Below are 20,797 nucleotides of genomic sequence, written 5' to 3'. Positions count from 1 at the left end.
AGCGGAATCCTTGGGGCACCGCGTGCGTTCTCATCAGTACAGACACTGATGGGAGGCGCATGGTGAGCGCACGAAACGGCAGCACCAACATCGAAGGCAAGGACAGCGTCGGCATGTACTTGGCCGAGATTGCCCGCACTCCCCTGCTCGACGCCGAGCGAGAGGTCGAGCTGAGCAAGTCCGTGGAGGCTGGGCTGTTCGCCCGGCACCTCCTCGCGGAAGGCCGGATCGGCCGTCGCAAGGGCGGAGCGCCGAAGTCGGCCACCGAGGAGGAGCTCACGTGGCTCGCCGAGGAGGGCGACCAGGCGGTCCAGGAGTTCATCCAGGCCAACCTGCGACTCGTGGTCTCGATCGCCCGCAAGTACGGTCGCTCGGCCATGCCGATGCTCGACCTGGTCCAGGAGGGCAACACGGGCCTGATCCGCGCCGTCGAGAAGTTTGACTACGTCAAGGGCTTCAAGTTCTCCACGTACGCCACCTGGTGGGTGCGTCAGGCGATCACCCGCGGCATCGCGCAGCAGGCCAGGGTCGTACGCCTCCCGGTCCACGTCGTCGAGGAGCTCAACCAGGTGACGGCCGCGCGCCGCAATCTGGAGCGGCAGCTGGGTTACGACCCGGAGCCGGCCGAGATCGGCCTGGAGCTCGGGATGGACGTCGACCGGGTCATCGATCTGATGGCGTGGGGACGCGACCACGTCAGTCTCGACTCCCCCGTCGACGAGGACGGCGACACCTCGCTGGGTGACCTGATCGCCCGCGAGACGCTGCCGGGCCCGGACCTCGCAGTGATCGACGACGAGTCACGGCACCTGATCTCGAACCTCGTCGACAACCTCGGTGAGCGCGAGGCCGACATCGTGCGCGCCCGCTACGGGCTGCTCGACGGTCGTCAGCAGAAGCTTGCTGACATCGGCAAGCGGCACGGCATCTCGGCGGAGCGCGTTCGCCAGCTGGAACGCGAGGCGCTGGCCACCCTGCGCCGCATCGCGGATCCGGACCTGGCTGCCTAGCCTGCCCGGGACTCGAGCTCGTCCCAGATGCCCCCGACGATGCGGGCGAGCTCATCCAACGGACCGGTGTTGTCGATCATCAGATCGGCGACATCGGTTCGTTGCTGTCGGGACGCCTGAGCAGAGATCCGGGCTCGGGCATCCGTCTCCGACATGCCCCGGTCGCTGACGAGGCGCTGCACCTGGACGTCCTCGGGCACGTCGACCACCACGACGACGTCACAGCGGTCCGCGGCGCCCATCTCGACCAGCAGCGGATTGTCGTGGACGACGATCGCGTCGGCGGCGGCCCCGGCCTCACGGGCGGCCGCCAGCCGACCGATCTCGGGATGTGTGATCGCGTTGAGGTCGCTCAGGGCGGCAGGGTCCGCGAACACCAGAGCTCCGAGTGCCGGTCGGTCCAACGATCCGTCCGCTGCGATCACGGCGTCACCGAAGCGGGCCGCGATCTCGACGAGCGCAGGGCTGCCGATGTCGACGGCCTGACGAGCGAGCAGGTCGTAGTCGATGACCACCGCCCCGTGGCCAGCCAGCAGGGCACTGACGCTGCTCTTGCCCGAGCCGATACCGCCGGTGAGTCCGACGCGCAGCACTCCGACGCCTACTGAGCGGCGTTGCCGTAGGTCGTGACGTGCACGTGGTCCATGTGATTGGCCGTCGCACCGCCACGATCGGACATGCCGCGCCAGTTGGGCGACGTGGCCGGGCGCCAGATGCGCTGGCGCCAGATGATGTACTCCACGCCGAGCTCGGCGCGGTGCTCCATCAGGAATGCGGCGACCTCGTTGCCGACGTCGCTCGAGACCATGATGTCGAGCGCCTGACCCGTGGCGTGCTCGCCGCGGCCGGCAACGCCGCCGTAACGGACGATCGACGGGAACTTGGCGCAGACCGCCCGGTGCACCTTGACGGTGTCGGGACGGAGCCCGCTCTCCGAGCCCGAGCCGGAGGCGCACGGCGACGAGCCGAGCGGCATCTCCTTGGCCAGGCTCGCGGTCGGGACCCAGCGAGGGAGTCCCTTGTGGATGATCTGCGACCAGTCACCGGACGTCTTGCCGGTGATGTCGACAGTCTTGCCGGAGGCGACCTCGGCGAGGACCGGTGAGGATCCCTTGGCTGCCGCGTGGACCTCGACCTGGACGACCGCGAACCTGGTGCCCTCGATCTTGTCCTCGGCGGCTGCCTCGTTGGTCAGTGGAGCACGCTCGGCGCTGCGGTTGACCTCGGTGGGCAGCTCCTCGGCGGAGGCTGCGAACAGATCCTGCTTGGGGGCTGCGACTGCCGATACGACCGCCGCGGGCTGCGCATCCTGGTCGGTGATGACCAGGGCGCCGGCTGCGGCGACGGTCAACAGACCTGCGACCGGAAGGATCGCGTGCGTCGCGCGGAGGCTGCGGGGCGCCTTGCGGACTTGCCTGTGGCGACTGTGTGCCACGAATGGACCACCTTGTTGCGTAGACGGCTGTCTGTCTCAGCGTTCGAGTCAAGCATACTTTGCACGTCGGATCACGTCGAAGAACCGGGTCCCCCCGGCGGCTTGTGACCGAAGTCTCACGATCTGGAAGGATTCGGGTGCTGAAGGTCCTCACCGCGGCAGACAGCGCGATCGACCAGGCAGCTGTCGCCGGCGCCCTTTCCGCGGGTGGCGCACGGCCCGGAGACCGCGTGGTGCTGTCCGTCGCAGGCTCGGCGGACTATGTCAGCGCCGTGCTCGGGGCAATCCGGAGCGGCGTCGTGCCAGTGCCGCTGGATCCGCGACTCACGGCGTACGAGCGGGACGTGATCATCGCGGACGTCGAGCCGATCATGGTCATCGACGGGCCCGAGGCGCTCGCCGACCTGCTGCGCGGAGACCCGGTCGATCTCGACCCCTGGCCCCGGTGCCGCCCGATGCACTTCACCTCCGGCACGACCGGACGACCCAAGGGCGTGTGGTCGGGCCTGCTGACCGAGTCGCACGCGGAGTCACTGGTGCGGGAGGAGCGCGACCTCTGGGGATTCCACGCCGGCGACCTCAACCTGGTCGTGTCTCCGATCTATCACTCCGCGCCTCTGCGGTTCGCAATGGGCACGCTGCTGGCCGGTGGTTCGATCGCGGCGCTGCCGTCATTCGACGCCGGCCATCTCGTCGAGGCGATCGACGTGCTACGTCCCACCTCGATGTTCTGCGTGCCCGCACATCTGCAACGGCTCTTCGCTCGGCTCGATGACGAGGGCCGCACGCTGGACACCTCGTGCTTGCGACTCGTCGCCCACGCCGGGGCGACGTGCCCCGAGCCGATCCGTCTCCGCGCGCATGACCAGTTCGGCACTGATGCGGTCTGGGAGTTCTACGGCTCGACCGAGGGACAGTTCACCGCGTGTCCGGCTTCGGAGTGGATTGCACACCCGGGCACGGTGGGCCGCGCCCGACCCGGCCGCGTCGTCACGGCGGATGCCGACGGGCAGCTGTGGTGCGCCGTCCCGGAGTGGGCCCGATTCGTCTACTGGAACGCCCCCGAAAAGACGCGGGAGGTCTGGCGCGAGACTCCCGCCGGCCCCGCGTTCACGGTCGGCGATCTTGGTCGGGTCGCGGACGGACTGGTCTTCCTGGACTCGCGTCGCGAGGACCTGATCATCAGCGGCGGGGTCAACGTCTACCCGGCCGAGGTCGAGGCCGCTCTCGAAGGGGCCCGGGGACTGGTCGATCTGGCTGTCTTCGGCCGGGACGACCCGCAGTGGGGGCAGCGGGTGTGTGCCGCGTACGTCGGAGAAGTCGACGAGCAGGTCCTGCGCGATCTCGCCACCGAGCGGCTCACCCCGCCCAAACGCCCCAAGACGTACGAGCGGTTGGCGTCATTGCCGCGAACCGCGACCGGCAAGGTCCGCCGAACCGAGCTGTGACGCCTCGGCGTCGGACGCCGCACCGGCCGAGCGATCCCGTTCGGTGTCCGGCGCCGCAAACTGCTCCCCCACCCACGCACCGACGAAGCCGAGCAGCAGCCCGACGATGACGTCCGACACGTAGTGCCAACCGAAGTAGACCGTCGCGACCATCGTGATCGCGAGGAAGGCGCGCAAGGACCACACGATCGCGCGATGCAGCCCCGCGCGGTGGGCGACCAGGCACGCCGTCGTGGCGATCGCGACGTGCAGGGAGGCGAAGGCGGCGATGTTCTGCACGGTCTGCGTGTTGGCCGGATCGGCCAGGACCTGCAGGCGCTCGATCCACATCGACTGCTGGAGGGCCGAGGTGGTCGTGGACGTGAGGTTCGCGAAGTCGCCCGGTCGGTCGTAGACCGGGCCGAGGGTCGGCAAGGCGTAGTTGAGCGCGACACCGATGACCCAGTCGACCGACACCGCAGTCACCCACCACGAGCTGATCCGGTCGCGCCGCGCCCACACCAGGGCGATCGCCAGAGAAGCCGGCAGCGCAGCGATCCAGGCGAGGTAGAAGAGCGACAGGACCTGCGCGGCGACATCGCTGCCGAGCAGCTCGTGAAGCAGCACCGCGGGTGAGTGGCCGCCGAACATCGCCCGGTCGATCCGGGTCAGGTCGGCGTCGTACAGGTGATGATTGGCGAAGGGCACGAAGCCCTTGAGGTTGCGGACCGAGGCGTACGTCGCGTACCACCCGACGAGGCCGATCAGCATGAATCGAAGGTTGGCCGGAGTCCACCGCTCGCGCACGACATCGACGACCGCTCCGCCAAGAGGCCGCCATGCCCGAGCGCGGTAGGCGGCCCTCGGGACGATGTCCAGGACCAGCGCGAGCAGCACGATGACGGGCAGCCGGATGTACGTGGGGCCGGTCGATCCGTCGGGGTCGTGGAAGCCCAGACCGAGTGACTCGGCCATGACAAGCGCCGCGATCACGGTGGCCACGGCGATCGCGGAGCTGAACTCCAGGCCCGATCTACGCACCGTGTGACTGTATCGCCCGTTGTCGGTTTGCGTCAGGACCAGCACGACTTCACATCACGGCGTCATGTGACGCCGTCCGCAGGTTGCACCGACGCACAGAACCCCCGGTCCAGAAGGACCGAGGGTTCTGTTGGAGCTGCGGGTTGTTACGCCTCGCCGCCCGTGAGCTTCTCGCGAAGCGCCTGCAGCGCCTCGTCCGAGGCGAGCGAGCCCTCCTGCTGCGGGGCGTCGCCGCCCTCGCTGCCGGCGGTGTCGGAGGAGTAGTTCGCGGCCTCAGAAGCCTCGATGCTCGACTTCTCGGCATCGACGATCTGCTGCTTGTGAGCTTCCCAGCGCTCGTGCGCCTGCGCGTACTGCTTCTCCCAGGTGGCGCGGGCTTCGTCGAAGCCTTCCTGCCACTCGCCGGTCTCGGGATCGAAACCGTCGGGGTAGATGTAGTTGCCATCGGCGTCGTAGGACGACGTCATGCCGTAGAGCGTCGGGTCGAAGTCATCGCTGACTGCGGCCTCGGTCTCGTTGGCCTGCTTGAGCGACAGCGAGATCCGACGACGCTCGAGGTCGATGTCGATGATCTTGACCATGACCGAGTCGCCGATCTGGACGACCTGCTCGGGGATCTCGACGTGACGCTCGGCGAGCTCGGAGATGTGCACCAGGCCCTCGATGCCCTCCTCGACGCGGACGAACGCACCGAAGGGGACCAGCTTGGTCGCCTTGCCCGGCACGATCTGGCCGATCTGGTGGGTGCGAGCGAAGTGCTGCCAAGGATCTTCCTGCGTGGCCTTGAGCGACAGCGAGACGCGCTCGCGGTCCATGTCGACGTCGAGCACCTCGACGGTGACCTCGTCGCCGACCTGAACGACCTCGTTCGGGTGGTCGATGTGCTTCCACGACAGCTCGGACACGTGGACGAGACCGTCGACGCCGCCGAGGTCCACGAACGCACCGAAGTTGACGATCGAGGAGATGACGCCCTTGCGGACCTGCCCCTTCTGGAGCTCGGTGAGGAAGTTCTGGCGAACGGCCGACTGAGTCTGCTCGAGCCAGGCACGGCGCGACAGGACCACGTTGTTGCGGTTCTTGTCGAGCTCGATGATCTTGGCCTCGATCTTCTGACCGATGTACGGGTCGAGGTCGCGCACACGGCGCATCTCGACCAGCGACGCCGGCAGGAAGCCGCGCAGACCGATGTCCATGATCAGGCCGCCCTTGACGACCTCGATGACGGTGCCCTCGACGACTCCGTCCTCGGCCTTGATCTTCTCGATGTCGCCCCACGCGCGCTCGTACTGCGCACGCTTCTTGGACAGGATGAGCCGACCTTCCTTGTCCTCCTTCTGGAGGACGAGGGCTTCGACGCTGTCTCCGACGGAAACGACCTCGTTGGGGTCGACGTCGTGCTTGATGGAGAGCTCGCGGGACGGGATGACACCTTCGGTCTTGTAACCGATGTCGAGGAGGACCTCGTCACGATCAACCTTGACGATGATGCCTTCGACGATGTCGCCGTCGTTGAAGTACTTGATGGTGAGGTCAATGGCGGCGAGGAAGTCTGCCTCAGAGCCGATGTCATTGATCGCTACCTGGGGTGCCACGTGGGCGATGCTGCTTGTCATATAGGAGTTGCTCCGATGGATGGGTGGAATTGTCGGGCACGCCTGACGGCCCTTGGATCGTGACGTGTGCCGGGAAGATTCACCCGACCGAGCACGAGCACGGGCCTGCTCTGTCCGAGGTACGTACAGGCCATCAGCGCAGTCTCAATCGTACGGGACACCCCGCTTTGCGGGATAGCCGGGTCGCGCGGCTGCTAGGCGGGTGCGAGGAACGCCGACAGCGCGAGCGCGTAGGGCGCGACATCGGCCGCCGCCATGACCTCACGGGCGGAGTGCATCGCGAGCTGCGGAGCGCCGACGTCGACGGTCAACATGCCGGTACGAGCGGCGCTCAGCGGCCCGATCGTCGAGCCGCACGGCAGATCTGCACGGTGCTCGTAGCGCTGCAACGGGACACCTGCCTGGTCGCACGCCCGCTGGAAGTGCGCCGCGCCGACGGCGTCGGTGGCATAGCGCAGATTGACGTTGACCTTGAGCACCGGTCCCCCGCCCATCGCGATGTGGTGCAGAGGCTCGTGCCGCTCAGGATGGTTGGGGTGCGTCGCGTGCGCCATGTCGCCGGACGCGCAGACCGATGCCGCGATCGCGCGGTGGTAGTCATCGCGCGTTCCGCCGGCGGCCAGCACGATGCGCTCGAGCACCGTCAGGAGCAGGTCGGACTGAGCACCGCGCTCCGAGGTGCTGCCGACCTCCTCGTGATCGAACAGCGCGAGCACCGGACGGATTCCCGGCACCGACTCGGCCGCGAGGAGTGCACGCAGACCGGCGAAGCAGGTGGCCTGGTTGTCGAGGCGAGGCGCTGACACGAGCTCGTTGCGGGCGCCGGTGAGGGCACTCGGCTGCGTGTCGTGCGTCATCAGGTCGAATCCGAGCACCGCTGCGACGTCCACTCCGGCTCGGTGCGCGACGTGCTCCATGAACCTGCCGGGGCTCGTCGCCCAGATGCCGTTGAGGTGCCGTTGCGGGTCGACCTCCAGCGGCTTGCGGTCGGACAGGTGGATCGCGAGCTGCGGCACCCGCAGCACGGGCTCGTCGACGTGGACCAGGATCTCGCTGCCGTCGCGCATCGCGAGGCGCCCAGCGATGCCCAGGTCGCGATCGAGCCAGGAATGCAGCCAGGCTCCCCCGTACGGCTCGAGGGCGACGACGCCCAGACCCTCCGTTGCCAGGTCGTGGTGCTGCTTCAGGCGCAGGTTGGGGCTGTCGGTGTGTCCGCCGACGACACGGAACGGGTCGGTAGCTGCACTGCTCGACTCGGTCGACCACGCCACGAGCGATCCGCCTCGGACGACATAGTGTCGTCCCGGTCGGGTCGGCCAGGCGTCGGACTCGTGGATGCGGCGATAGCCGGCGGAGTCGAGCTCGGCGGCGGCAGTTGCGCACGCGTGGAACGGTGTCGGCGAGCTGTCGACGAAGGTGCAGAGATCGGCTGCGGAGGCGATGGTCATAGGACCCTCACCTTAGAACAGCGCGACGCCGCACCCCGGCAGGGCTGCGGCGTCGCGCTGTGCGTGGGTGACAGATCAGTGCGAGCCGATGAGTTCGTCCTTGTCTGCCTTGCGGCTGCCCGAGGTGTCGCCACCCCGCCGCGTCCACAGACCCGCGGCGATCAGCAGGATGCCGATGAGCGCCCCGCCGAGCGGGACGGTCGTCTTGACCGTCGTCAGCAGCGTTGCCTTGGACTTGTACTCATCCGCGGTGTCCTTGATCGTCGCGTCCGAGTACTGCAGATCAGCCTTGGTCGTCGTGACCTTGCGGACACCGTCGACCTCGAGGTAGCTGTCCTGCGACGTCCGGCCGACGATGATGACACCCGTCACCGGCTCGACGCTGTAGTAGGACGTGCTCGAGTAGATCTGATCGGCTGTCACGGTTGACTCGTCCGACCCGACCAGATCGCCCGGCACGTCGATCGTGCCGGTGCTGATCGGTGCGATGGTCTGCTCGAACTTGTACACCTTGAGTCCCTCGACCTTGCCCTCGCCGACGAACTTGGCGTCGGTCGACGTGAGCAACGTGTCGTCCCAGAACTTGTACGTCTTCTTCTGGGTGTCGAACGGGAACTTGAAGTACAGCCCCTCGAAATTCGCGGGCTCGGTCTTCTCGCCACCCGTCTCGCTGTAGCTGCCGTCCCACCTGACCGTCTGGCCGGTGTTGCGGTCGAACGGGACCCGATCAACGTTGAGACTCAACGGCGTGTCTCCACTGCCACAGTTGAAGTCGACCGGTGCCGTGCAGTTGATGTAGTCCCACACCGCGACGTCCTTGCCGAGATCCTTGCTGGCCTTCTTGCTGAGCTCGACGTTGCCGCTCAACACCTTGGTGTTCTTCAGCGGTCCTGTCGTGATCTTGAGCCCGGCCGCGGCATCGAGGTACTCGGCGTCGTTGCCGGGTGCCGTCGACGACGTGTTGGTCGTCTCGGTGTTGTATGGCACGACGGCCAGCTGGTCGTACATGTAAAACTTGGACAATGCGGCAAGTGCCAGCAAAAATGCGCCCAGGAACAGCGCGACTGTCCCCAATTTCTTTCCCACAGTGGGCTCCCTCCACCTCGTGAACACCTGACCGTAACACCGCAGAGGGTCACTCTCCCTGCAGTACATCTGTGCTCATTTGGTCCCGTTTGACACCGATATCGCCAGGCAATCGTCCGGGCCGAGACGACCCCCGGATGTGCCATGATCGGACGTTGTGACAGCCGACAGCCGGCCACCGTCGATGCGGTGGCTCCTCCCCGCGGGACTCTCGCGGCAGCAGGAGATCCTGACGGTGGCGTGGACGCTGATAGGCCTACAGGTCGTCGGGCGGGCCTGGGCAGTGCTCCCGGCGTGGTTCTACAGCGATGACTTCGTCTTTCTGCAGGACGCACTGGACCACCGGCTTGGACTGGCGTATCTGTTCACCCCGCACGACAGCCACTTGATGCCGCTGGGCAACCTGATCAGCTGGGGTGTTGCGCACAGCGGCGCGTACAACTGGCTGGTCGCTGGCGGCTCGGTCGTCGTCCTCCAGGCCATCGCATCAGCCTGCTGCCTGCTGATGCTGCGCACGCTGTTCGGATGCCGGTGGGCGATCCTCCTGCCGCTCGCGCTCTACCTCTTCTCCACCATGGACCTTGACGGCGTCGTCTGGTGGTCGGCGGCGCTCAACGTCCTGCCACTGCACATCGCGTTCTTCCTCACCGTCACGTTCGCCGTCCGGCATCTTCGAGAGCCTGGCTGGCGAAACGCTGCTGCCGCCACCGGGAGCTACGCGCTCGGACTCGCCGCGGATCCGCGCGGCCTGCAGATTGCGCTGGTGCTCGGGATGACTCTTTTGCTCTTCTTTGTGCCCGGCAGCCTGTGGCGCCGCCCGTGGAACCTGTCCACCCGCGCTTGGCGACTGGTGCTCCCGGCTGCTGTGCTCTCGATCGGCTACCTCGTCGTGTACGCCGTTCGGACACCGTCCCCGGTCACCTCCGGCGGCACTCCGGATCCGGTGGGTGTGGCGCGGACGATGCTCGGCACATCGTGGGTCACCAGTCTCGTCGGCGGGCCATGGCGATGGACTACCGACAACCCCCCGATGGGTGCCACCGACGTGCCGGTCGGACTGCACGTCGCTGCCGTGGTCGTTGTCGTCGGGCTGGTCACCTGGGCGCTGCTTCGATCACCCCGCACGACGGTCGCGGCCGCCGTGGTCCTGCTCTCGCAGCTCGCGGTGGCCTACCTCGGGCTGGTCTTCGGGCGTGGACTCGAGCTGGGTGCGTACGCCGGCGAGCTCATGCGATTCCTGGCCGACTCACTGCCGGTCACGGCCCTCGCCATGGGGCTCGCAGTTCTTCCGATGGTCGGCAGCACGCTCCAGGCCCGCGTGCCGAGCCGCCCAGCTCGCCCGTGGATGATCCGGATCTCTCGTGTCCTCGTGGCTGCTGCGGCAGCCGGCTGCCTCGTCAGCACCGTACAGTTCATACGTCCCTGGCATGGCGCGTATCCCGCCCGGGAGTTTGTGCAGAACGCCCGATCCAGCCTCGAGCGCGACCCGGCGGTGATCGCCGACGTCCCGGTGCCTGAGCTTGTCCAGTCCGGCCTCAGCTATCCGAACAACCTGCCCTCACGGCTCCTGCGGCCGCTTGGGACGAGCCTCACGACGTCCACCTATGGAAATGATCTCAGGATCCTCGATGACCAGGGTGTGCACCGACAGGCCGGAATCCGAGCGGCGGCCACGTCACGCCCCGGCCCGGTCGAGGGGTGCGGCTATCAGGTGAGGGACACTGCGACGACGATCGACGTCAGCGGGGGCCCGCCCTTCTGGTGGGCGTCAATCTCCTACCTCGCATCAGGGGACGGGTCACTGTCATTGACGATCCCCGGGCAGGACATCCGGACGATCCGCGTGCAAAGTGGTATCCATACCTACTACCTGCAGGGCGAGGGGAAATTCGCGACCATGAGGTTCACGTCCCGAACACCTGACCTGACGGTGTGCCTCGACACGGTCGCCGTGGGCGAGATCGTGCCGGTCGGATGACAACGCCCAGCGAGCGCCTCACCCCCCGCTTCCCCGGGCTCGACACGCTACGCGCGGTGGCCTCGATCGCCGTCGTCGGCACGCACACCTCGTTTTGGGCCGGCTACTACGGGAACGGCACACTCGGCGCTGCGACCCAACGCCTGGAGGTCGGGGTCGCGATCTTCTTCGTCCTGTCCGGCTTCCTGCTCGGCTTCCCCTATGTCGCGGCGGTTCGGACCGGTCAGCCCCACGACTCGATCGGGCGCTACTTCTGGAAGCGAGCCCTACGCATCCTGCCGGTCTATTGGATCGTTGTGGTGGCGGCCTTCCTCCTGTTGAGCGAGAACCGCGGGGAACCGTTCCACCGGTGGCTCACGAACCTGCTGCTGATCGATCTCTACACGGCCCCGGATCTGCCGCACGGCCTGACCCAGATGTGGAGCCTCACGACCGAGGCCTCGTTCTATATCGTGCTCCCCGCGCTCATGTGGTTCCTCCTGTCCGTCGTGGGCCGACGCACCTGGCGGCCCGACCGGATCCTGCTGGCGCTGTCGGGCCTGGGCCTGGTCTCGCTGATGTGGGCCGGGCTTGCGACGGGCCACCTCAAGGATTTTGACGGGTGGGCCAACCGCTGGCTCGTGTCGTACCTGATCTGGTTCGCTGCCGGACTGGCACTGGCTGTCGTTGCGGTCGACCTGCGCACGGGCGCCTCCCGGGTGACCCGGCCACTCATGGTGTTCGCCTCCAGCCCGGCGACGTGTTGGACCGCAGCCATAGCGCTGTACGCGATCGCCAGCACGCCCCTGGCCGGTCCAGCAGGGCTCTTCCTGTTGGCGCCGCATGAGTCGGTCGTCCGCACCGCGCTGTATACCGGCGTCGCAACGCTCGTCGTGCTGCCGAGCATCTTCGGGGACCCGGGCTCGACGTACGCCCAGATCATGGCGCTGCCCGCGCTGCGGCACATCGGTCACATCTCGTACAGCTTGTTCTGCTGCCATCTCATCGTGCTCGAGCTCGTCTCCGACTGGACCGGCTACGGGCTCTTCCGCGGACACGGGATCGAGCTGTTCGCTCTGACTCTCGGCATCGGCCTCGTGGTGTCCGAGGCGCTGTATCAGCTGGTCGAGAAGCCCTTAATGCGCTTGAAGGACACCCGTTGGCCGACCAGGCGTTCGAGCAGCGATCCGAGCGCGAGTGCGACCAGCAAGGCTGGCGTGGAACGCACGCCGGCCCAACCGGAGATTCCGCCCCACGGCTCGACGAGGAAATAGAGCCCGGCCACCGCGACCGCCGCGGGGGCCAGCGCACCGGTCAGGGCAGGAATGCGCGTGTGGGCCCACCGACCCACCACGAACCCGAGCAACGCAGCAACGACGCCGACTCCCCCACCGACCAGCGATATCGCCACGATGCCGACCCCCAGGGTTGCCCAACCGCCCCAGCGCGGAGCGACCCGGGGTGCCGCCGCGATCTCCGGCCACTCACGACCTCGCCGGATCACGATGCTGATCAGCGCCACGACGAGGAATGCCCCGAGAGCGAGCCCACCACGGTAGAGACGATCGGGAGCGAAGGTCATCTTCAGCGTCCCGCCGCCCGGTCCCACGACCCAGCCCTGCTGCCACCCGTTGACGACAACGGACCGAACGTCCTGGCCTCCGACACTGGCCCGCCAGCCGACGTTCTGGTTGTGGCCCATCACGACGAGCTGCGACGCATCGGTCGGTGAGGGAGGGACCGCGACGGTGCCCCCGTCGACCCCGACATATCGGGCGGTGGGCGCGGCTGCGTCTGCCTCGGTCAGGACCAGCCGAGCTGCCCGGAATGCGCCATTTCCCGCGACAGTGACCCGATGCTCGCCAGTCCCGAGGTACTGCGAATCGGAGCCACAGGTCCGGGCCGGCACCTCCTCACCGGCCAGAAGCCGGCTCGCGGTGGTCCGAACCGCGGTGCGGTGGACCGAGCCGTCGATCACGATGTCGGGACCCGATCCGCACGGGAGGCGAAGACTCTCGGAGGACAGGCTTGTGGGGTACAGCCCGGTTCCGGGCACCGACATCTCACTGACGCCCACCGGCAGCTCGCTGACGCCTCCTGAGAATCCCACCGAGAAGCGGCGTGGCCCACCCAGCAGGTGCACCTCGACCGACGAGGTACGAACCGGGTCGAAGCGCGCCATACCGGCACGGATGCCCACCTGCTGGGAGGTGCCATCGGGGAATCGCAGCAGCACCTTGGTCGGAGGGGTGGCGGCCAGATCGGCGTCCGTCCTGATTGCCAGTCGTGAGATCCGCCGTTCGCCAACCCAGTTCAAGCTCAGGGTCGGGTCAGGATCCTCGGCCTCGGCCACCCACCCGGTGCGATCATCGCCGTCGATCGCTCGCACTGCGCTCGCCCGCGGACTGTCGACGATCTGCGAGCTAGCCGCGATCGTCGACACCTGGCCCTGTTGCACGAGTGAAGTCAGCGATGCACCTCCGCGCGGGGCGACTACCAGGTCGGCCTCGAACCGACCGGCACCCTGAAGGGGAACGATTCGATCGATGCTGCGTCCGTCATCTCCCTGCGCGTGATCGGCGGCCGAGCAGCGCATGACTCCGTCATAGGCGAGACAGCCATCGTCGTAGCCGGATCCCGAGTCGAGCAGGATCTGCTCCGGGTTGCCCCATGCCGTCGGCAGCGTCGGCAGTCGAAGCGGTCGGCTGACCTGGACCTCACTCAGGGTGATGTCCGAGATCGCCAGCGGTTGGGCCCCCGTGGACGGTCCGGAGACTCTCAGTGTGCGGACCCGACCCACGTCGACCGTGACCGGGCGCCCGCCGGTCGCCTGCACGGTCCGGTCACCGCTCTCGGTCGTGATCGTGAGCGCTCGCTGCTGCCCGCGCGGAAGCCCCAACGTGATGCTGGCCGTGCCGACGAGCCGGCGGCCCGCGAACCCGATCTCGACCCAGGAGGTCTCTCCTGCGTCGGCGTAGTCGGCACGCCACGTCGTCTCATCGTCTCGATCGAACGCCGACCATGGCTGTGCCGATTGCTCGATGCGTGGAAGCGATCCGACTTCCGACTGCGAGGACGAAGCGCGGATGTGGTCGGCGCCGTCCAGAACCGGCGCAGACGTCCACGGCTCGACCGCATCCTGGTCGTAGCGGCTGACCGGCCGGTTGGAGCTGTAGGGCTCGTCCACGGTCATGGAGGCTGACCGCGAGTGGTTGACCGAACCGAAAGAGGCCTCCTGCCTCCGGATGCCGTCGGTGAGGATGAGGTGCTCGGGCCGCTTCTTCGGGTCGGCGTCCTGGGCGAAGATCGTCGAACCGTTTGCCGTCGTGCCAGCGTCGTCAAGGCTCAGGAGGGAGTCGGTGCTGCCGACCACGACGGGGGTGCCCGCCCGGTCCTGGGCAGTGACGCCGGAGCGCACATCGCCGATCTCGAACACCTCGACCGCGGGCCGAGAGACCTGACGACCCCCGTTGACGAACACCTCTTTTCCCGCGTCGTTCGTCAGCGTCGGCCCCCCTCCGACGAGTGGGCCGAGACGCTTGACCGATCTGACGCCGGGTGTGCTCGTCAACGTCGCATAAACCAGTGCCGGGTCGACGACGTCCTGGTCCCGCTTGATGTCGTTGCGGACCACCACGTATCCGATCCCGGCACGCCGAAGAAAGTCGCCGAACCCTTCGCTCCCCTGCCCCGTCGCGAATCGTCGCGAGATCGTGTCGAGCATCTCGATGTTGCCCCCCGGTGCCAGCGGGATGAGGTTGCGGACCGCCCACGGCGTCGTGGCCAACGGCTGCATCGGTTCATCACCTGTCTTGCCCCAGACGTAGTCACCGAACGGGGTCGCAGGTGCAAGCAGGGCCGTCCCGTTGGGGTGACTGCCAAGCCAGTCCGCCGTGTCCTTCCAGTAGCCCGGCACCTCGGTGAAGCTGGCTCGGTTGGCCAGGGCGGCCGTCCAGGCAGGGACCGTCGCACCGAGCACCGCAACTGAGGCCAGCACAGCGACGCCCATGCCTGTCGCGGTGGCGCGCACCGCAGAGGGGCCATACGGGCTCTTGGGATCTCGAACGAGGACGCTCACGGCGTGCACCAGGCCCAGGACCAACGGCAACCGGAGCACGACGTCGAACTTGTGGGTGTTCCGCAAAGGAGCCAGCACACCGTCGAGCAGGTGTTGCACCGCCTCGGAACCGATGCCGCTCACGGCTCCCACGTGCCCCATGGAGACCATCAGGACACCGACGAAGAGCCCCCCGACCAGGAACTGCCGGTGCGGCAGGTCCCGCCGAGCCAGGCCGAGGACACCTAAAGTCAGGACGACCAGCCCGTTCGCGATGAGAACAGGCTGGGTCAGCAGCAGATTGCCGGCGTTGGCATACGAGTCGATGTACGGGAGCCAGTTGCTCGTGCCGCGGACCGTATCGAACAGATCGGTCGCGATCGTCGTGTTCGCCGCACTCTCGATGTAGTCGAGGAACGGGGGGCTGTAGCGCCCCAGCAGGAACAGCGGCACAAGCCACCATGCCGTCGCTAGCAGCACCGACAGCGGCCACCACAGCATGAGCTGCTTGCGGCGCGGGCTCGGCGCGGCCAACAGCAACCACAATGCTCCCAACGGGATCACGGCAAAGGTCGCGGCCGCGTTGACGCCGCCGATGCAGGCAACCGCCACTGCGCTCATCGCCGCCATCCGGCGGGGGCTACCGCGACGCAGCCCTATGACCAGTGGCACCAGGACCCACGGCGCGACCGCTGAAGGCCACAACTCGATCGAGGACGGGCCGATGACCGTCAGGAAGCGCGGTGACAGGGCGAACGCAAAACCTCCCAGCACCCGCACCCACGGCGCTCCCAGGTTCAGCGCCGAGCACAGCTTGACGAAGCCCAGGAAGGCGACGATCAGCACGACCGACCACCACAGCCGCTGAACGACCCAGGGCGGCAACGTCAGGAGATCGCCGACCCAGAAGAACGAGCCCATCGGGAACAGGTAGCCATAGGCTTGGTTCTGCACCTGGCCGAAGGCCCCCAGACCGTCCCACAGATGCATCGACCGGGCCAGGAAGCCACCGGGATCAACCGCAAGATCGAGCTTGGTGTCGGTGACGATGCGTCCCGGGGACTGGACAAAGGCGACTGCGCCCAGCAGCAGCGAGCAGACACCCAGCCGGAATCGCCATTGGAGTCTCGCGCGGCGAACCGGGTCGATCTCGATGGTCTCGCCGGTCACCGCTTCCTCAGCACGATCGCAAGATTCCACGTCACCAGCTCCCGTAGACCGGGGACCTTCAGAACCCACCACGACCAGCGTGGCAGGTAGCGCGGGATGACGGCGACGATGTCAGCGTCAGCCTGTCGCCCCGCCCACGCGATGCCACCCCCGGCGGTGATCACGAAGAGTGATGTGCCGAAGAGGTTCTTGGGCTCGTGCCCGTGCTTCGCCTCGTAACGACGTGCAGCGCGGTGGCCGCCGAGGAAGTGCCACGGCGCTGTCTCGTGACCGCCCCACGGGCCGAACCAGAGCGTGTAGGAAAGGAAGACCAGGCCTCCGGGCTTGGTCACTCGCACCATCTCGTCCGCCATCGTCCATGGCTGGCTGACATGCTCGAGCACGTTGGACGAATAGGTGACGTCGAAGCTCTCATCGCGGAAAGGGAGCTGCATACCGCTGCCCAGCACGGTGCCCGGCTCAGGGTCACCGAGCCCGGAGAGCTCGCCCAGATCGGCGTCGAGGGAGCCGTACGTGGCACCGGCTGCACGGAATGCATTCGCGAAGTAGCCGGGCCCACCGCCGACGTCCATGACCCGGCGCCCATCGAGCTCCTGATAGCTCCCGATCTGATCGACTGAGTCCTGCGCGAGCATGCCGTAGAAGTGGTCGGGATCGCTCTGCTCGACCCGGAATGCCTGGAAGAGCCGCCACGATCGCCGCAACGTCGGACGGAAGGGAGTGGCAGGCACGCGTGCACGATACCCGAGGGGTGGACCGCTCCCCTGATATCCTGGGGGTGCCGGGTTGAGGGACTCGGCATCGACACGTTGAGGGACGTGACGAGGGAGCAGCCGGCTCGCGAAGCCGGCACATGAGGGAGGCGTCGGCGTCAGCCGGCCAGCACCATGAACATACTTTTCTGCAACTGGCGCGACACCCAGAACCCCGAGGGCGGCGGTTCCGAGCGCTATGTCGAGAGCATGGCCCGTGGGCTCGTAGCGGACGGTCACACCGTCACGATCGCGTGTGCCGAGCACGACAACGCCCCCCGCGAGGAGATCGTCGACGGCGTCCGTTTCGTGCGGCGCGGCACCAAGCTCGACATCTACGTGCGCACCTTCCTGGCACTCCTGCTGGGACGCTACGGCAAGCTCGACGTCATCGTCGACGTGCAGAACGGTTTGCCGTTCTTCACCCGCCTCGCGACCCGCAAGCCGGTCGTCGTGCTCGTGCATCACGTGCACCGCGAGCAGTGGCCCGTCGTCTACCCCGGCCTGATCGGTCGGGTGGGCTGGTGGATCGAGAGCCGACTCTCGCCGCGCCTGTATCGGCACAGCCAGTACGTCGCGGTCTCGATGGCGACCAAGCTCGAGCTGATCGACCTGGGCGTCGAACGAGATCGCATCAGCATCGTCCACAACGGCAACGACCCGGCCCCGGTGGTGTCGACCGTTCGTTCTACGACGCCGAGGATCAGCGTTGTCGGTCGTCTCGTCCCCCACAAGCAGGTCGAGCACGCGATCGACGCCGTCGCCGAGATGGCCGTCGGTCATCCAGACCTGGTGCTCGACATCATCGGCGCTGGCTGGTGGGACGAGCAGCTCCGGGCCTACGCACTCGATCGCGGGGTCGCGGACCGCGTGGTGTTCCACGGCTACGTCGACGACACGACCAAGCACGAACTGCTGGCGCAGTCATGGGTCATGGCCCTGCCATCGCTCAAGGAGGGCTGGGGCATCGTCATAGGCGAGGCTGGTGGCCATGCAGTTCCGACGGTTGCCTATCAGTCGGCCGGCGGCACGACCGAGTCGATCGACCACAAGGACAGCGGGGTCCTGGTCGATACTCCCGCTGAGTTCACTGCCGCATTGCGTCAGCTCGTGGAGGACGACCAGTGGCGCGGGTTCCTCGGCGACGGCGCCCTGACGAAGTCACACACCTTTAGCTGGGCCGAGTCCCAGCGTCAGTTCGAGCAGATCTTGTCCGCGCGGTAGCAACCCGAGGACACAGCACGAGGGCGGACTCCACACGGAGTCCGCCCTCGTCTGATGTTGGCGCCCGGGCGCCGATCGTCAGTTGTTCGAGCCGTAGCTCACATTCGTCGTGGTGATCGGCTGCTCGCCAGCACTCTGCTGCGACTGCACGACACCCACGACGGTGGCTCCGGCCAGACCAAGGCCTGCGATGAAAGCGACGATGCCGCCAGTGATTGTTCCCACGTTGAGTCCCTCCCTCAATACTCCCCTAGGTTACCAGCGAGTCAGGGTCATTGCTGCATCATCGTCGGCGTGCTCGGCGGACCACCGACGCACCCCCGCGCAGCTACGCTGGGCCGCACCATGAGCAGCCTCGCCCGTACTGCGTACGCCGTCCTCCGGACGACCCGCCCGAGGCAGTGGACCAAGAATGTCCTGGTCATCGCGGCCCCGCTTGCCGCCGGCGTCGTGTGGGACGGCAGCACGATCCTCGCGGTGCTCGGCACCTTCGTCGCGTTCACGCTCGCGGCGTCGTCGATCTACCTTTTCAACGACGTTATCGACGCCGAGGACGATCGGCGCCACCCCCGCAAGCGCCTGCGTCCCGTGGCCGCCGGGCAGCTCACCCCGGCGGTGGCGATCTTCGCCTCGGCTGTCTGTGCGGGCCTGGCGTTGAGCCTCGGCTGGCTGATCGACCCAGATCTCGCCGCGACGCTCGCGGTCTACGTCGTGATCCAGGTCCTGTACGCCCTTTGGCTCAAGGAGCAGCCCGTGATCGACCTGTCGATCGTGGCTGCGGGCTTCCTGCTGCGGGCGATCGCCGGTGGAGTCGCGGTCGATGTGCCGTTGTCCCAGTGGTTCCTGCTGGTCGCATCGTTCGGCTCGTTGTTCATGGTCGCCGGCAAGCGCTATTCCGAGCTGCGCAGCGTCGGAGCCGCAGCCCGCACCCGCCGGACGCTCGAGGTCTACTCCGAGTCCTACCTGCGATTCGTCTGGAGCCTCGCCGCGGCCATCACGATCACGGCCTACAGCCTGTGGGCGTTCGAGATCTCCGACGGCTCGGGCATCAACTGGCAGGCCGTGTCCATCGCGCCGTTCGTGATGGGACTCCTGCGGTATGCCGTCGACGTCGACCGCGGGCTGGCCGGTGAACCGGAGGAGGCGGTGCTCCGTGATCCAGTGCTGCAGATCATCGGGCTGCTGTGGCTCACCATCTTCGCGATCGGGGTGTACTCGTCGTGAGCCGCAGCCACCTGTCAGGTTGGGGCGGTACGAGTCCGTCGGTGTCCCAGATCGGCCGACCGCTCGACATCGCGGCACTGCGCGCCCAGGTGACCGGCGCCGGGCCCCGCGGCGTCATCACCCGCGGCCTGGGCCGCAGCTATGGAGACCCAGCCCAGAACGCCGGCGGATCGGTCGTCGACCTGACCAGCTGGGCCGGGATCCTCGCCCTCGACCCTGATACACCCTCACTCCGAGTCCAGGCCGGCGCGAGCCTCGACCAGCTCCTGCGCGAGCTGCTCCCCCACGGTCTCTGGCTGCCGGTCGTCCCCGGCACCCGGCAGGTCACGATCGGCGGCGCGATCGCGGCGGACGTCCACGGCAAGAACCACCACGTCGACGGCAGCTTCGGCAATCACATCCTGTCGATGGACCTGATGCTGGCGTCCGGCGAGGTCGTCACGCTGACGCCCCACGGCGACGACTCACCACTGTTCTGGGCGACGATCGGCGGGATGGGCCTGACCGGCGTCGTGCTCGAGGCCACGATCCGGCTCAAGACCGTCGAGACGTCGTTCTTCGTCGTCGATACGGAGCGCACGCCCGATCTCGCGACCCTGCTGGACCGACTAGTGACCGGCGATGCCGACTACGACTACTCAGTCGCGTGGTTCGACACCGCGAGCACCGGATCGTCGCTGGGACGGGCGGTCATCACCCGCGGCAACTCCGCGACCCTGGACGACCTCGAGCCCGCGCAGCGGCCCGGTGCGCTGGACTTCTCGGCCCGGCAGATCGGCCGGGTGCCGCTGGACCTGCCGCTCAGCATGGTCAACGGACTGACCGCCCGCGCGTTCAACGCGCTCTGGTACGCCAAGTCGCCGCGTCACCGCACCGGTGAGGTGCAGGACATCACCCAGTTCTTCCATCCGCTGGACGTCATCGGTCGGTGGAACCGGCTGTACGGGCCACGCGGCTTCTGCCAGTACCAGTTCGTCGTGCCGGACGGCCAGGAGGCGGCCTTCACGGAGGCCGTCGAGCACATCGCTGCGTCGGGCCATGTGTCGTCACTCAACGTGCTCAAGCGATTCGGTCCCGGCAACGCCGCTCCCCTGTCATTCCCGTTGCCCGGCTGGACGCTCGCCGTGGACCTGCCGGTGCGACCCGGCCTCGACGAGCTGCTGTCCCATCTGGACGCTCTCGTCGTTGCCGCGGGGGGTCGGATCTACCTCGCCAAGGACTCCCGCACGACCGCCGACACGCTGCGCAGGATGTACCCCCGTCTCGAGGACTTCCTTGCCGTACGCCGACGAGTCGACCCCGACGGCGTGTTCCGATCCGACCTGTCCCGACGACTCGACCTGTGAGGCC

The 20,797-nt window shown here is 67.5% G+C and carries 15 protein-coding genes and 1 pseudogene; 7 read left to right on the top strand and 9 right to left on the bottom strand.

The genetic code is table 11. The features are described from left to right. The first annotated feature begins 59 nt into the window (after window positions 1-59). Window positions 60-1,010, top strand: a complete 951-nt coding sequence (locus C6I20_RS06045) for an RNA polymerase sigma factor RpoD/SigA (RefSeq protein ID WP_118395138.1) — start codon at window positions 60-62, stop codon at window positions 1,008-1,010. On the opposite strand, the gene coaE is transcribed toward C6I20_RS06045, so the two are convergent. After that, the gene (coaE, locus tag C6I20_RS06040) at window positions 1,007-1,603 is read right to left on the bottom strand and encodes a dephospho-CoA kinase (protein ID WP_118395137.1); all 597 of its coding nucleotides are present in this window, start codon (window positions 1,601-1,603) and stop codon (window positions 1,007-1,009) included. The two genes, C6I20_RS06045 and coaE, sit on opposite strands and share 4 nt — an antisense overlap. 8 nt (window positions 1,604-1,611) lie before the next feature. Then, a complete protein-coding gene (locus tag C6I20_RS06035; protein WP_118395136.1) occupies window positions 1,612-2,445 on the bottom strand; it encodes an SH3 domain-containing protein in 834 nt (277 codons plus the stop codon). A 137-nt stretch (window positions 2,446-2,582) separates the two neighbouring features. Between C6I20_RS06035 and C6I20_RS06030 the strand changes: the two genes are divergently transcribed. Further along, the gene (locus C6I20_RS06030) at window positions 2,583-3,893 is read left to right on the top strand and encodes a class I adenylate-forming enzyme family protein (RefSeq protein ID WP_216822998.1); all 1,311 of its coding nucleotides are present in this window, start codon (window positions 2,583-2,585) and stop codon (window positions 3,891-3,893) included. Here C6I20_RS06030 and C6I20_RS06025 read toward each other — a convergent pair. The 4 genes from C6I20_RS06025 to C6I20_RS06010 all read right to left on the bottom strand — a co-directional run bounded on the left by C6I20_RS06025 (window position 3,846) and on the right by C6I20_RS06010 (window position 9,063). Next, complete coding sequence (locus C6I20_RS06025; RefSeq protein ID WP_162891160.1) at window positions 3,846-4,913, bottom strand: phosphatase PAP2 family protein; 1,068 nt, start codon at window positions 4,911-4,913, stop codon at window positions 3,846-3,848. The genes C6I20_RS06030 and C6I20_RS06025 overlap by 48 nt on opposite strands. Window positions 4,914-5,059: 146 nt before the next feature. Beyond that, window positions 5,060-6,529 carry a 30S ribosomal protein S1 gene (gene rpsA, locus C6I20_RS06020; RefSeq protein ID WP_118395134.1) on the bottom strand — a complete coding sequence of 490 codons (1,470 nt, stop codon included), beginning with the start codon at window positions 6,527-6,529 and terminating at the stop codon, window positions 5,060-5,062. A gap of 194 nt (window positions 6,530-6,723) precedes the next feature. After that, window positions 6,724-7,977, bottom strand: coding sequence for a M18 family aminopeptidase (locus C6I20_RS06015; RefSeq protein WP_118395133.1), 1,254 nt, complete (start codon window positions 7,975-7,977; stop codon window positions 6,724-6,726). Window positions 7,978-8,052: 75 nt separating this feature from the next. Next, a complete protein-coding gene (locus C6I20_RS06010) occupies window positions 8,053-9,063 on the bottom strand; it encodes a DUF3068 domain-containing protein (RefSeq protein ID WP_162891159.1) in 1,011 nt (336 codons plus the stop codon). A 157-nt stretch (window positions 9,064-9,220) separates the two neighbouring features. On the opposite strand from C6I20_RS06010, the gene C6I20_RS06005 reads away from it, so the two are divergent. Both C6I20_RS06005 and C6I20_RS17600 read left to right on the top strand, forming a co-directional pair. After that, entirely contained in the window at window positions 9,221-11,041 is a 1,821-nt protein-coding gene (locus C6I20_RS06005; protein ID WP_118395131.1) for a hypothetical protein, read from the top strand. Further along, window positions 11,038-12,111, top strand: a pseudogene (locus tag C6I20_RS17600) (acyltransferase family protein); the annotation flags it as partial. The gene C6I20_RS06005 and the pseudogene C6I20_RS17600, both read left to right, overlap by 4 nt. Before the next feature lie 26 nt (window positions 12,112-12,137). On the opposite strand, the gene C6I20_RS05995 reads toward C6I20_RS17600, so the two are convergent. Both C6I20_RS05995 and C6I20_RS05990 read right to left on the bottom strand, forming a co-directional pair. Continuing rightward, window positions 12,138-16,247 (bottom strand): DUF3367 domain-containing protein, encoded by a 4,110-nt coding sequence (locus C6I20_RS05995; RefSeq protein ID WP_162891158.1) that lies wholly within the window; start codon window positions 16,245-16,247, stop codon window positions 12,138-12,140. Further along, window positions 16,244-16,978 (bottom strand): class I SAM-dependent methyltransferase, encoded by a 735-nt coding sequence (locus C6I20_RS05990; RefSeq protein WP_254052263.1) that lies wholly within the window; start codon window positions 16,976-16,978, stop codon window positions 16,244-16,246. Before C6I20_RS05990 ends, C6I20_RS05995 begins: the two co-directional genes overlap by 4 nt. Before the next feature lie 156 nt (window positions 16,979-17,134). On the opposite strand from C6I20_RS05990, the gene C6I20_RS05985 reads away from it, so the two are divergent. Continuing rightward, a complete protein-coding gene (locus C6I20_RS05985) occupies window positions 17,135-18,223 on the top strand; it encodes a glycosyltransferase family 4 protein (protein WP_118395128.1) in 1,089 nt (362 codons plus the stop codon). Between the two features lie 78 nt (window positions 18,224-18,301). On the opposite strand, the gene C6I20_RS17035 is transcribed toward C6I20_RS05985, so the two are convergent. Further along, on the bottom strand, window positions 18,302-18,448 hold the full coding sequence (locus tag C6I20_RS17035) for a hypothetical protein (RefSeq protein ID WP_162891157.1): 147 nt from the start codon (window positions 18,446-18,448) through the stop codon (window positions 18,302-18,304). A 120-nt stretch (window positions 18,449-18,568) separates the two neighbouring features. Here C6I20_RS17035 and C6I20_RS05980 point away from each other — a divergent pair, with 120 nt between their 5' ends. Both C6I20_RS05980 and C6I20_RS05975 read left to right on the top strand, forming a co-directional pair. Then, window positions 18,569-19,447, top strand: a complete 879-nt coding sequence (locus C6I20_RS05980; protein WP_118395127.1) for a decaprenyl-phosphate phosphoribosyltransferase — start codon at window positions 18,569-18,571, stop codon at window positions 19,445-19,447. A gap of 41 nt (window positions 19,448-19,488) precedes the next feature. Further along, window positions 19,489-20,793, top strand: a complete 1,305-nt coding sequence (locus tag C6I20_RS05975; protein WP_254052262.1) for an FAD-binding oxidoreductase — start codon at window positions 19,489-19,491, stop codon at window positions 20,791-20,793. Window positions 20,794-20,797: the final 4 nt, after the last annotated feature.

Origin of the sequence: Aeromicrobium sp. A1-2, from assembly GCF_003443875.1 — a bacterium.
Taxonomy (GTDB): domain Bacteria; phylum Actinomycetota; class Actinomycetes; order Propionibacteriales; family Nocardioidaceae; genus Aeromicrobium.
Note: the sequence above shows the minus strand (reverse complement) of the source record. Positions and strands in the feature narration are given on the sequence as shown.